We start from the raw sequence: 13350 nt of genomic DNA on the forward strand, positions 1-13350 counted from the left end.
GCAGGAGGATTCGAACCTCCGACCGCTCGGTTCGTAGCCGAGTACTCTATCCAGCTGAGCTATGCACCCACTTTCATTTTTACTATTACTTGTTTTTACTCTAAGTGAGAGTTTTACTTATTTATACTCTAAGCAGAGTTTATAAAGTGGTGGGCGCAGGAGGATTCGAACCTCCGACCGCTCGGTTCGTAGCCGAGTACTCTATCCAGCTGAGCTATGCACCCACTTTCATTTATAGTATTACTTATTTAAACTCTAAGTGAGAGTTTTGCTTATTTAGACTCTAAGCAGAGTTATTAAAGTATGGTGGGCGCAGGAGGATTCGAACCTCCGACCGCTCGGTTCGTAGCCGAGTACTCTATCCAGCTGAGCTATGCACCCATACTTTAAAACTTTACAAAACACGCCATTAAAAGAAATGGTGGAGAGGGAGGGATTCGAACCCTCGATAGAGCTACAAACTCTATACTCCCTTAGCAGGGGAGCTCCTTCGGCCACTCGGACACCTCTCCGTCTTGTGGGGCGTATAATAAAGATTTCAGAAAATATGTCAAACACTTTTCTACCAAAAACGACTATATGGTTATAGATTGCACATATGCTTGGTTTAAAAGTGTAATTAGTTTGAAATTTAAGCGGGTTACGCGTTTTTATTTGAAGGATTAACACCTAGCACGGGAACTAAGTCATCAGTTAACTGAGCTAAATACTGTTCTTGGTAACCTAACTGTTGAAATTCAGCAATACAAGCACGGTAATAAGCATTTCGTTCTTGCTCTGATGTGCCCTCTTCTGAAAAATCATCTACTCGTTTGTCTTTCATACTATTATTCTAAGTCCTTTAAGAATCTATACTTAAACTGCTAAATACCAAGCAGTGTAAATTTCGTGCGTATTCTAGCTAAAACCTTTACATAAATACAACATATGTTTAAAAAACAATCATACTAAAAAGTTATAGCACTGTTAGTTTTAATATTAAAAACTGCCAATAACAATAAATTAGTGAAGCTGAATTGCACATTAACCAGCACTAATAACTACATTTAATTTTTAGTGTAGTACTTATTAATTAAAATACTAATACAAAATAAAAAAACGCCGCTATTAAGCGGCGTTTATTAACTTACTTTGTTCTACCCAAAGCTTAGTCAGCTTGCGGGCGCATATGCGGGAACAAAATAACGTCTTTGATTGTAGATGAGTCAGTAAACAACATTACTAAACGGTCAATACCAATACCTTCACCTGCAGTTGGCGGTAAGCCGTACTCAAGTGCGCGTATGTAGTCTTCATCGTAATGCATTGCTTCATCATCGCCTGCGTCTTTCTCTTCAACTTGGCGTGTAAAGCGCTCTGCTTGGTCTTGTGCATCGTTAAGCTCAGAGAAACCATTTGCAAGTTCACGACCGCCAACAAAAAATTCAAAACGGTCGGTAACAAATGCATTTTCGTCGTTACGGCGTGCAAGTGGAGAAACTTCCCACGGGTAGCCAGTAATAAACGTAGGTTGAATAAGCATGTGTTCTGCTGTTTCTTCAAATATTTCACACAAGAACTTACCTGGGCCCCAAACACAGTTTTCAGGAATTTTAACGTGTACTTGTTTAGCGTACGCTTTTAATTCGTCAAAGTGGTTTTCTGGGTCGTTAAATACCGCAGCATCAAACTCAGGGTTATATTTTAATATTGCGTCCGCCATGCTTAAACGTGTAAACGGTTGGCCAAAGTCGTATTCAACTGAGTCAATTACTTCGCCGTTTTCGTCTTTAGTTGTATTAACTACAACTGCACTACCTAGTACGTTTTCTGCAACCGTACGAAGCATGTCTTCGGTGATGTTCATCAGGTCGATGTAATCAGCGTATGCTTGGTAAAATTCAATCATTGTGAATTCTGGATTGTGACGCGTAGATAACCCTTCGTTACGGAAGTTACGGTTAATTTCGAATACACGGTCAAAACCACCTACCACTAAGCGCTTTAAGTAAAGCTCAGGCGCTATACGTAAGTACATGTCGATATCAAGCGCGTTATGGTGAGTTACAAACGGACGCGCAGATGCACCGCCAGGTATAACCTGTAGCATTGGTGTTTCTACTTCCATAAAGTCACGGTCTGCTAAAAAGCGACGAATGCCTTCAACTACTTGTGAACGGATGCGGAATGTTTCGCGCGTTGCTTCGTTAGTAATTAAATCAACGTAACGTTGGCGGTACTTTGTTTCTTGATCTGATAAGCCATGGAATTTTTCAGGCAACGGACGAAGTGACTTAGTTAATAATTGGTACTCAGTCATTTCTACGTATAAATCGCCTTTACCCGATTTATTTAATGCGCCTTTAACACCAATAATATCGCCAGTGTCTAGCTGACCATATTTTTCTTTAAGATCTTTTTGAACATCTTTAGATGCATACGCTTGTACGCGACCTTTCATGTCTTGAATTACAAAAAACGGTCCACGCTTTGCTAAAATACGGCCAGCGATAGACACAACTTCTTGCATCTCTACTAATTCTTCTTTGCTCTTATCACCAAACTGGGCTTGCAAATCAGCCGTGTAATGCTCACGACGGAATTGGTTTGGATGACCGTTGGCTGGGCAATTTTCGCGTATAGCGTCTAACTTGCCGCGACGCTCAGCGATTAACTTGTTTTCGTCTTGGATTTTATCAGTCATTTTTTAGCTCTTTATTAGCTTGGTGGTTATAGGCCAGATTTAAGGCTGGCTTCAATAAATTTATCTAAGTTACCGTCAAGTACCGATTGGGTATTGCGGTTTTCAACGCCTGTACGTAAATCTTTAATGCGTGCGTCATCAAGTACGTATGAACGAATTTGACTACCCCAACCAATATCAGATTTAGCGTCTTCTTGCGTTTGTTTTTCAGCATTTTGCTGTTGTAGCTCAAGCTCAAATAATTTAGCTTTTAACTGCTTCATCGCTTGGGCTTTATTTTTATGCTGTGAACGCTCGTTTTGACACTGCACTACGGTATTTGTTGGTACGTGAGTAATACGAACCGCCGATTCGGTGGTGTTAACGTGCTGACCACCCGCGCCCGATGCACGGTAAACGTCTATACGTAAGTCTGACGGATTCATATCAATTTCAATGTTATCGTCAACTTCTGGGTATACAAACGCAGAAGCAAATGAAGTATGACGACGACCACTTGAGTCAAATGGGCTTTTACGTACTAAACGGTGCACACCAGTTTCGGTACGTAGCCAACCGTAAGCGTATTCGCCAACAAAGCGGACAGTTGCGCCTTTAATACCGGCAACATCACCGTCGGTCGCTTCAACTAGCTCAACTTTAAAGCCTTTAGCCTCGCCCCAACGTAAATACATACGAAGTAAAATATTACACCAGTCTTGTGCTTCAGTACCGCCAGAACCTGATTGTAAATCAAGGTAAGCATCGTTTGAGTCATGAGGACCCGAAAACATACGACGAAACTCTAAACCTTCTAACTGTCCGTTTAAATCAGCAAGCTCAGTTTGCGCTTCAACAAAGGTATCTTCGTCTTCAGCTTCTACAGCTAGCTCAAGTAAGCCTTCAACGTCGTCAGTACCGGCTACTAGGTTGTCGATTGTTTCAACAACCGCTTCTAATGCTGATTTTTCACGGCCAAGCGCTTGTGCGCGTTCAGGCTCATTCCATACGGCTGAATCTTCAAGCTCGGCGTTAACTTCTTCTAAGCGTTCTTGTTTAAGAGCGTAGTCAAAGGTACCCCCGAAGCAATTCAGTACGTTCGCGAATTTCCTTGATTTGATTAATCACAGGATTCACTTCAAACATGTACATCACTCCAAAATGGCTAGGTAATTGCGCCCCTTTAAATGGGATTTTCGCAATAAATTATCGTCAAATGATAAAAACGCCCGATTTTAACAAAAAACCGCGCGCTTTATTAGCATTTTATGCATGATATTACATATTTTTTAATGCACTTTTTCAAGCTCTCTAACTATTAATTGCAGCGTAAATTTACCTCTAAACTCATTTATATCGAGCTGATACGCTACTTTTACAAACTTCGCCTCAGTATCTGGCCACTCTTTTATATCAATACCAAAAGCAATGGCGTCAACTAATCGACCAGATTGGTGCTTTAACACGAGCTTTAAATGCTTTTCGCCTACTATGCGCTGCTGTATTACTTCAAAGGTATGCTCAAACACCGGCTCAGGAAATTGCTGACCCCACGGGCCCGATTGCTTTAATAGCTGGGCAAAATCCATTGTAAAGCAGTCGTTTGGCAGCTCGCCGTCGGTAAACACAATGCAGCGTTTACTTTCTTCACTTAGTTGCGCGCTAACTGCGGCATCAAACGCTTTTTTAAAGTCGTTAAAGTGTTGCTCGTTAATACTTAAACCGGCGGCCATTGCGTGACCACCAAATTTATTAATTAAATGCGGGTCGGCGGTATTAAGTCCTTCGAGTAAATCGCGCATGTGTAGCCCTTCAATAGAGCGGCACGAGCCTTTAATCTCACCGTTTTCGCCACCAGCAAATATAACGGTTGGGCGGTGGTATTTTTCTTTTAGGCGACCAGCCAAAATACCAATAACACCTTGATGCCAATCGTCTTGAAACAAACAAATAGCATCAGGAATGTTATCATCGCTAAATGCGAGCCTATCAAGCACGGCTTGCGCCTCAAATTGCATGCCTTGTTCTATTTCGCGCCTTGCAAAGTTTAAGCTATCGAGCTCGCCCGCTATACTACGCGCTTGGTTTATATCGGTGCTAAGCAAGCACGCTATACCCAAACTCATGTCGTCTAATCGCCCTGCTGCATTCAAACGCGGCGCAAGCGAAAAACCAAAGTCGCTTGCACTTAAGCGCGCAGCATTGCGGTTAGCCACTTCAATAAGCGCGGTAATACCAGGGCGTGTTTTACCACTGCGAATACGTGCTAAACCTTGATGCACTAACGTACGGTTGTTCGCATCAAGTGCGACCACGTCAGCAACCGTACCAAGCGCTACAATGTCGAGTAAGTTAGCTAAATTAGGCGGCGGTTGCTGCTCAAAATAACCTAAGTCCCGCATTACGCTTCTCAGTGCTATTAACAAGTAAAAAGCAACGCCAACGCCTGCAATGGATTTAGACGGAAAATCACATTCATGCCTGTTTGGGTTTACTATTGCATCGGCATTTGGCAGCTGCTCACCTTGTAAGTGGTGATCTGTTACCAGCACTTTTATGCCAACCGCTTTTAAAATATCAATACCGGCAATACACGATATGCCGTTATCTACGGTGATCACTAAATCAGGTTTTATTTGTACTATTTGCTCTGCAAGCGCGGGGCTTAAGCCATAACCTAAGCTAAACCTGTCAGGAATTAAGTAATCTAAATGCTTAAAGCCAAACATCTCAAGGCCTTGCATTAAAGTTGTAGTGCTTGTTGCGCCATCGGCATCAAAGTCGCCAACTATTAATATTTGGCTTTGCGCTTTTAATGCTTCAATTAATAAGTCGCTGGCTTTGTCGATGTCTTTAAACAATTTAAAGTCGTGGAGCGTAGCTACGCTGTTATTTAGCTCTTCGGCATTGAATACATTGCGGTTAGCATAAATTTGTTTAATTACAGGGTGTAAATTACTCGGCAGATGCGAGTCGTCAACGTTTTCACGCGCAATGATTAGTTTTTTCATGCAGGGTTTTAACTTATTGAGTCGTATTAAAAAGACAAAAAAAGGCCATTAAGGCCTTTTTAATAATAACTAAGCGTTTAATTACGACGCTTTGTTAGCTTCTAATGCTGCTTTTAATGCTGCTGCTGGCTGGTAACCAGGGATCATCGTACCATCTTCTAAAATAATAGCGGGTGTGCCGCTAATACCAAAGCTTTGACCTAATTGGTAATGCTCTGCAACCGGTGCGCTACAGCCTGCAACTACTTTAGTGCTTGTGCCCGATTTAGCTTCTGTTAGTGCTTCTTGCTGATCGCGTGCACACCATACGTTCATTAAATCTGCGTAACCTGAACCTTGTAAGCCACCACGTGGAAACGCTAAGTACTTAACGGTAATACCCGCATCAAGTAAATCGTCTAACTCGCGGTGTAATTTACGACAGTAACCACAGCTAATATCGGTAAATACAGTAATACTGTGTTTTTCGTTTGGCGCTTTGTACACAATCATCGATTCTTCGTATTCTTTAATACCTTCAACACGCACGCCATTTAATGCTTGCTCTGTTAGGTTATTACGATTATTTAAATCAATTAACGTACCTTGCATTAAAAATTGACCATCTGGACTTGCATAGAGCACGCCTTTATTAGTGATCAATTCTTTTAAACCAGCTACTGGACTTGGATTAATTTGCTTTACAGTTACACCAAGCTCGGCAAATTTAGTAATAATAGGATCATTAGCATCTGGTGTTACAGCAACGCCATTTGCAAATGCACTAATACTTGTGCACAACATGGCACCTGCTAACATTAATTTTTTCATAACTTCTCTCTATCCTAAAAATACTTAATATATTGACCGGCTTAATGATATTTACTTTCAAACTTACGCACGCGGATGATGCTCTGCGTGTACCGACTTTAACCGTTCATTGGCAACATGGGTATAAATTTGCGTCGTTGATAAATCGCTATGGCCCAACATCATTTGTACCACACGTAAATCTGCCCCATGATTTAATAAGTGCGTAGCAAAAGCATGGCGCATAGTATGGGGCGATAAAGGAGACTCAACTGCTGCCAAAATAGCATAGTGTTTAATTCTATGCCAAAAGGTTTGTCGCGTCATGCCTACTCCGCGTTTAGATGGGAACACAAAATCGGTGGCATGTTTTATCATTTGCGCACGACCACCCTTTAAAAATTGCTCAAGCCAATACATGGCCTCTTCACCCAGTGGTACTAACCGCTCTTTATTACCTTTACCTTTTACAAACACCACTGCTTGGCGCAAATTAATTTGCTCCATGCGCAGTCCAACAAGCTCACTTACACGCAAACCCGTTGCATAAAGTAGCTCTAGCATGGCCTTATCGCGCAGTCCCATCGCTTCTTCGGTGTTAGGCGCATTTAATAATGCCTCAACTTCAGCTTCTGAGAGTGTTTTAGGTAACGACTGCCCTGCTTTTGGCTGAGAAATATTTAGCATGGGGGTGTCGCTAATTAGTTTTTCGCGCACAAAGTACTGATAAAAACGCTTTAGCGCACTAATACTACGTGCAGTACTGCGTGGTTTTAAGCCTAAATCGACTCGATGCGCTAAGTAACTTTCAACATCAAGCCCTGTTACCGTCATTAAATTTTCGCCTTTTAAAAATAGGCAAAACTTGTCTAAATCACTGCGATAAGCACTTAATGTGTTTTCGCTTACGCCTTGTTCTAAGTACAGGCTATCTAAAAAGGTTTCTAGGTAGTCGCTATTACTGCTCATACTGCTGTTATTTTCAAAAGAATCGTCAGATAGCGTTGTCACATTATGCTCTCATGCTTTGCTAAGGTATCAATTAAAAATACCTTACGGTAAACTTGAGCCTATCATATCAGGCAATTACACAGTGATAAATACGATGCAAATTGGTTTATTTTTTGGTTCTACTACGTGCTACACCGAAATGGCAGCAGAAAAGATTCGCGACATTATTGGTGCCGATATAGTTACCCTGCACAATATTAAAGACGAGCCACTAAAAAATGCAGAGCAGTACGACTTTATCATCTTTGGTATTTCAACATGGGACTTTGGTGAAATACAAGAAGACTGGGAGTCAAAGTGGGACGACATAGCCGACGTAAACCTAAATGGTAAAACCATTGCTTTATTTGGCATGGGCGATCAGCAAGGTTACGGGCAGTGGTTTCAAGATGCACTAGGCATGCTACACGACGAAATAAATACGCAAACATTTACTCAACTTGGTTTTTGGCCAAACGACAGTAGCTACGAGTTTGAAGCTTCAAAAGCATTAACGCCTGATGGTAAACAGTTTGTAGGACTCGCATTAGACGAAGATAGTCAATACGAGCTAAGCGACGACCGCATTGCAACATGGGTTGAACAGGTAATGACTGAATACGGCGAAACGCTTTAATTCACTTATCAATACCGACAAATAAAAAGTAAAAAGCCCACAACTAGTTTAGCTGCGGGCTTTTTAATTAATATAAATCAATTTATTGAAACGTCATCACATTGGTTGTTTGTGGGTAGTACCCATCAGCCATAACGATATAAGGCAGTAAATTACTTAACCATTTTTGCTGCACGCTTTCGCTATAATTTAAGTAAAGCTTATCTTCGTGAATATAAAATGCTTCAGGGTCTATCCCTACGGCATTACCCTCATCAGCCATTGCATAAGCGCACCAGCCACCGTATTGCGGTGCATAACGCTTTGGGTTTTCTGCAAATGTCGTTTTGTTTTCTTCACTCGAAAAATGCCAGTCAGCACCTAAATAACTAAACGTATATTTGTCGCTACCTTTAACGGCTTTATTTTGCGTAAAATAAGCAACGCTGTCGTACCCTTTAATAGCCGTGTTATTAAACCAACCCGTATTTACAGCATCATCCTTTGCATTTGCCCCACCGCTTATTAACAGTGCGCTAAGCATTATTAAAGCAACTATGTACTTAATCATCTTTTTTCCTTTATTATTTACTCAAAATTGAATGCCAATTAAATATAGCTGGCTTAGTGAGTAAGAAAGGCAAAGCGCAAAAATGATTTCAGTTAATACTTAATTATTTAACGTTTAGTAAATAAATAAACAGTAAAACTTACTCTACTTTTAACCAATATTGATTACGGTAAAAAAAGCCAATGTAGCCTCGTACTTCGAGCTTTTTACCTTCATCTTGCGGAGTTAGTTGTAAAGTGTAGGTTTTACCATTTGTTGGATCGAGTATTTCACCGTCTCCCCAAACGCCATCATCTTGTGCTTTGACATCGGTGATTATAGTCATTCCTAAAATAGGCTGATCTTTTAACTCATCATCGCATTTACTACATATATCATTTTGTTTTGCAGGGTTAAGAATGGTTTCAACTTTGCCGCTTAATACACCGTTGGTTTGGGTAATACGTACATACGACTTAGCTTGGTTTGTATCCTCATCAATCGTTTTCCAAAGGCCTACAGGCGTAATAGTAGCAAACACACCTTGGCTTGCAAAAATGGTGGCTGCTAACGTGCTAAGTACTGCTAATTTATTTAACTTTTTCATTGTGTTGCCTTTTAAATTAAGTGGCTAATAGCTAAATCATATCAGGTGATTTATAAACACACTATTAAAGCGCTGTACATAAAATAAAAAACCAAAAGCAAAAAACCTAAACTAATAATCATTAGTTTAGGTTTAAGGGGCAGTCGCATAAAAAAAGTTACGCATTACCTCACTTTAAAAACAACATCCCCTATTTTTAGATTTGAATATTCAGGCTCAACTAAAGATAATTCGTTATTATCAATCATGCTTTTAAGGTATCTAATCTCTTCAGGATTTTCGACATTCATATACCTTGATCGCCACTTACCCATGTCGAATAACCAGAAATATGCGGCTATATTTTCATTACTTTCGTCAATCACTATAAAATCGAGTTCATCATCCTTGTTCAAATCCATGCCAATGAAATAGTAAGTATGTTCTTTTAAAGAGTTACGATCGTAAAAATGTTGTTCAGAAAATACTGCCTCTATTAAACCTTGAGGTATTAGCGCTTGTGATGGCCAAAATACACTGCGCTCAATAAAATCACCGACTGTGTGTTCAAGCGTTAAAGCAAACTCATTATTTACATACATCCTATCGATGATAGCGTATTGCTCTGGGTGACTCGTTTCAATTTTCTGTTTTAATAACTGCATAGCTAAATAACCTTGGCGTCCTAAGCTGTACTCAAAATAGTAATAGTCAAACTTTTCTATTGTTACTTTATCTGCATCTAAACGCGCTATTTGGCTGTTTGTAGATAAGCTTTGAAAATTTAATAAAGGGGAGTTAACAGCAAGCATACTAACGAGCACCACCCACCCCATCACAATATTTATTTTGCTAAGCGGCTCTAGCCAATTGTCTCGCTTTGTTATAATTCCAACAAGATAACTAAACGAAAAACACGCCAATAAAAACCAAATCAAAATGCCCCAACAACGATCTACTGTTAGCCCATGCTGCTCTACCCGTAAGTAAATTCCATAGGCAGAAATAACACTATAAACTGGAAGTAACGCAACGCTTATAAAAACGAGTCGGTGCAAGAGCATGTGATAAGGGCGAACTGATGAGTCATCTTTATAAACAGTGTTAACAAAAAACAACGTGAGCACCTGCAGCCACATTACTAATAAACTGCCACTTCCGGTCTCCCATAATTTATTGAGTCCGGTAAAAGGAAGTGTTGCTAAAAAACCGAGAGAAATAACTGATAAAACAGGCAATAAAAACTTAATTAAAGTTTGTAGTAAAAAAGCGATATTATCTTCAATGTTCAAAAGCTTTCTAAATATGATACTCGCAAAGGCAAATGCGAGCGTTAAGGTTGGGATCCAAAACCATTCATCTCTTAGTAGCTCAGAGAAAAAATTTATATCTAAAATATCAAATAAAGCCGCACCTAAATTTAGTATTCCCCAAAAAATAAGTACGAACAGCCAGCATTCTCCAAAAATTATAAAATTACGCCAAGAGAGCTTAAACAAACGACTGTAGCTAACATTTTCTGAACTACCAAATTGTTGAATGTACATAAGGCCTTTAAAGCCAGCTATTAAACTAGTAAAAATAAAAACGGATATTAAATTGCTATTACTTACGTACTCTTGAGGCTCTTGCTGAAAGCCTGCATACGCACCCAGTAAAGATAACAACAAGGAAAAAGGAAGGATTAAAAGTAACGACGTTTTTATATTATTTTTATTAACGGTCATTAGCATTAATAAAGGAAAGCTCATAGAAAATGTAATAAGTGAGACTAACCATGTAGGGCTTGTTGCTGGCCACACATTATTTTCTATACTGCTATATAAAAGGGTAAGAGCAATAGCCTGTACTACGGCAAGTATAATTATAAAGGATTTTGGTAACTGACTATCCATATCTGTTCTCAACAATAGGTTTTAGTCAGTTTGCGTTATTCGTTCCTATTTTACAATTGCTTCACATTTTCAAATAAAATGCTTTGCACAGGGCTATATAATCAGCAGTGTAGGTATTATCTAAGTTTCTAATACATAGGATTGATGATTCTATATCGCTTTTTACGTAGCTAAATGTCATTAAACTGCGGCTAATATCTTTGTTGGGCGTGGCTTTTACTTGGCAGTGAGTATTTAAATAAAGCCCATTTTGAATAGCAAGCTCAATAAATAATGCGCCTTCAACGCTTGGGAGTATTAAGCTAAAGCGGGAACCACTATGGCTTAAATGTTTAAAGGCATTAATTAACTCTTCAAAACTTAATCCGTCGGTATGGCGTGCGGCATTACGCGCAGCATTATCGCCTTTTAAACTGTGATTAAAATACGGTGGATTAGAGATAACCACGTCAAATTTAACTTCACTACTAAAGCGCTGAATAGTTTGGTGCGTAATACTTATAGTTGGCCACGGACTATTAGCTACATTTTGTAATGCTTGGGTATAGGCGCTTTCGTCAATTTCTACCGCAGTTATATCAAGCTCATTACTGCGCTGCTTACACATTAGTGCTAGTAAGCCGGTGCCGGTGCCTATATCAAGTAATGACTTTACGCCGCTTAAATTAGCCCATGCACCAAGCAAAATGCCATCGGTAGAAACTTTCATTGCACAGTGGTCGTGTTCAACTTTAAATTGTTTAAATACAAAACCAGACATTTTTTCACCTTTTCATTCACCAAGCGCAGCATAGCGCGTATAATCAGGGTAATTGTCCCTTATTTTAGACACTCTATGCAATTTTCTGAATTTGATCTTGATAACAAGCTACTCGATGCCATTAATAAAATGGGCTACGAGACGCCAACCAGCATTCAACAACAAGCTATTCCTGAAGCACTACAGGGGCGCGATATTTTAGCATCTGCGCCTACTGGTACAGGTAAAACAGCGGCATTTTTAATTCCGGCTATTCAGTACTTACTGGATTTCCCACGTCGTGACCCTGGTTTTGCGCGCGTACTCGTTATGACCCCAACTCGTGAGCTGGCTTATCAAATTCATGAACAATGTGAACTGCTAGCTAAACGCACACACCTAAAAATTGGTGTAGTAACAGGCGGTATTAACTACGGCACGCATAAAGAAATTTTTGAAAAAAATAACGATATTTTAATCGCCACACCAGGTCGATTAATGGAATACCTAGAAACCGAAAACTTTCATGCTGAACATGTAGAAATGCTTATTATTGATGAAGCAGATCGCATGTTAGATATGGGTTTTAAAAAGGAAATGAGCCGTATTTGTGACGAAGCTAAAAATCGTCGCCAATGTTTTTTATTCTCAGCAACACTTGAAGGTGACAGCGTAGAAAGGTTTGCTGAAAAAACATTAAACGACCCAGCTCTATTAGAAGCCGAATCGTCACGTAAAGAAAAGGCTAAAATTCACCAATGGGTACATTTAGCCGACGATTATCATCACAAACTTGAATTATTAGTTAATACGCTAAAAAATCCTGACGTAACTAAAGCGATTGTGTTTGTTAAAACTCGCGAACGCTTAGAAACATTGATTGGCGAACTTACAACTAACGATGTAAAAGCAGCGTGGTTACGCGGCGAAATGCCACAAGACAAACGTATGAAAGCCATGGAAAACTTCCACAGTGGCAAAACAAGCATATTAGTTGCTACCGACGTAGCTGCACGTGGTATTGACGTATCTGATATCAGCCACGTTATTAACTTTGATATGCCGCGTACTGCCGACGTATATGTACACCGTATTGGTCGTACTGGCCGTGCTGGTAAAAAAGGGATAGCAATATCGCTAGTTGAAGCACACGATATTGGTATTTTATATAAAGTAGAGCGCTACGTTGAACAAAAATTAAAACGCCGTGTAATTAGAGGTGTCGAGCCACAGCATAAAGAAGCTAAGCCACCTGCTAAAAAGCGTAAAGATCCAGTAAAAATGAAAGCCAAGAAAAAGGCTAAGGTTAAAAAGAAAAAGTAACCTAAAACATTTTTATACTAAGCCGGCTTTTGTCGGCTTTTTAATGCAAGCTTTATAGCTCTGTCACTTGTACCTGTTACATATGTAACCCAAGCATGTAACTCATACTCATTTAAATGTAATTTTTGCCCACCTGAATTCCCACTTAATAAAATCCCCTTATATTTCATAGCGTTAATATTGGCACCG

12 protein-coding genes and 3 tRNA genes are annotated in these 13350 nt (G+C 39.8%); 2 read left to right on the forward strand and 13 right to left on the reverse strand.

Features of this window, described 5'->3' with window-relative positions:
- Positions 1–147: 147 nt before the first annotated feature.
- From I6E80_RS10130 to xerD, 9 genes are all read right to left on the reverse strand, one after another.
- A tRNA-Arg gene (locus tag I6E80_RS10130) sits at positions 148–224 on the reverse strand.
- 80 nt (positions 225–304) lie between these two features.
- A tRNA-Arg gene (locus tag I6E80_RS10135) sits at positions 305–381 on the reverse strand.
- 38 nt (positions 382–419) lie between these two features.
- Positions 420–512, reverse strand: a tRNA-Ser gene (locus I6E80_RS10140).
- Between the two features lie 128 nt (positions 513–640).
- Positions 641–823: a hypothetical protein gene (locus I6E80_RS10145; protein WP_024597674.1), complete on the reverse strand. Its 183-nt coding sequence runs from the start codon at positions 821–823 to the stop codon at positions 641–643.
- Between the two features lie 324 nt (positions 824–1147).
- On the reverse strand, positions 1148–2683 hold the full coding sequence (lysS, locus tag I6E80_RS10150) for a lysine--tRNA ligase (RefSeq protein ID WP_024597675.1): 1536 nt from the start codon (positions 2681–2683) through the stop codon (positions 1148–1150).
- A gap of 26 nt (positions 2684–2709) precedes the next feature.
- Positions 2710–3808 (reverse strand): peptide chain release factor 2 gene (gene prfB, locus I6E80_RS10155; RefSeq protein WP_139016071.1). Its coding sequence is split into 2 segments (ribosomal slippage): positions 2710–3732 and positions 3734–3808, totalling 1098 coding nucleotides; the frame shifts between segments, so codons are not numbered across the junction.
- A 143-nt stretch (positions 3809–3951) separates the two neighbouring features.
- Positions 3952–5673 (reverse strand): single-stranded-DNA-specific exonuclease RecJ, encoded by a 1722-nt coding sequence (gene recJ, locus I6E80_RS10160; protein ID WP_197185479.1) that lies wholly within the window; start codon positions 5671–5673, stop codon positions 3952–3954.
- Positions 5674–5754: 81 nt separating this feature from the next.
- Positions 5755–6483 carry a bifunctional protein-disulfide isomerase/oxidoreductase DsbC gene (dsbC, locus tag I6E80_RS10165; protein WP_076925107.1) on the reverse strand — a complete coding sequence of 243 codons (729 nt, stop codon included), beginning with the start codon at positions 6481–6483 and terminating at the stop codon, positions 5755–5757.
- A 63-nt stretch (positions 6484–6546) separates the two neighbouring features.
- Positions 6547–7473 carry a site-specific tyrosine recombinase XerD gene (gene xerD, locus I6E80_RS10170; RefSeq protein ID WP_024590718.1) on the reverse strand — a complete coding sequence of 309 codons (927 nt, stop codon included), beginning with the start codon at positions 7471–7473 and terminating at the stop codon, positions 6547–6549.
- Positions 7474–7567: 94 nt separating this feature from the next.
- Between xerD and fldB the strand changes: the two genes are divergently transcribed.
- Positions 7568–8089 (forward strand): flavodoxin FldB, encoded by a 522-nt coding sequence (gene fldB, locus I6E80_RS10175; RefSeq protein ID WP_007583764.1) that lies wholly within the window; start codon positions 7568–7570, stop codon positions 8087–8089.
- Positions 8090–8171: 82 nt separating this feature from the next.
- On the opposite strand, the gene I6E80_RS10180 is transcribed toward fldB, so the two are convergent.
- From I6E80_RS10180 to I6E80_RS10195, 4 genes are all read right to left on the reverse strand, one after another.
- Positions 8172–8639: a YHS domain-containing (seleno)protein gene (locus tag I6E80_RS10180; RefSeq protein WP_197185480.1), complete on the reverse strand. Its 468-nt coding sequence runs from the start codon at positions 8637–8639 to the stop codon at positions 8172–8174.
- Positions 8640–8778: 139 nt separating this feature from the next.
- Positions 8779–9225, reverse strand: a complete 447-nt coding sequence (locus tag I6E80_RS10185; protein WP_197185481.1) for a DUF2147 domain-containing protein — start codon at positions 9223–9225, stop codon at positions 8779–8781.
- Positions 9226–9389: 164 nt separating this feature from the next.
- A complete protein-coding gene (locus I6E80_RS10190) occupies positions 9390–11099 on the reverse strand; it encodes a DUF4153 domain-containing protein (RefSeq protein WP_182749523.1) in 1710 nt (569 codons plus the stop codon).
- Between the two features lie 61 nt (positions 11100–11160).
- The gene (locus tag I6E80_RS10195) at positions 11161–11859 is read right to left on the reverse strand and encodes a tRNA1(Val) (adenine(37)-N6)-methyltransferase (protein WP_197185482.1); all 699 of its coding nucleotides are present in this window, start codon (positions 11857–11859) and stop codon (positions 11161–11163) included.
- A gap of 75 nt (positions 11860–11934) precedes the next feature.
- On the opposite strand from I6E80_RS10195, the gene srmB reads away from it, so the two are divergent.
- On the forward strand, positions 11935–13161 hold the full coding sequence (gene srmB, locus I6E80_RS10200) for an ATP-dependent RNA helicase SrmB (protein WP_007376476.1): 1227 nt from the start codon (positions 11935–11937) through the stop codon (positions 13159–13161).
- The last annotated feature ends 189 nt before the right edge of the window (positions 13162–13350 follow it).

The organism is Pseudoalteromonas sp. NSLLW218 (assembly GCF_015864775.1).
Lineage (GTDB): Bacteria > Pseudomonadota > Gammaproteobacteria > Enterobacterales > Alteromonadaceae > Pseudoalteromonas.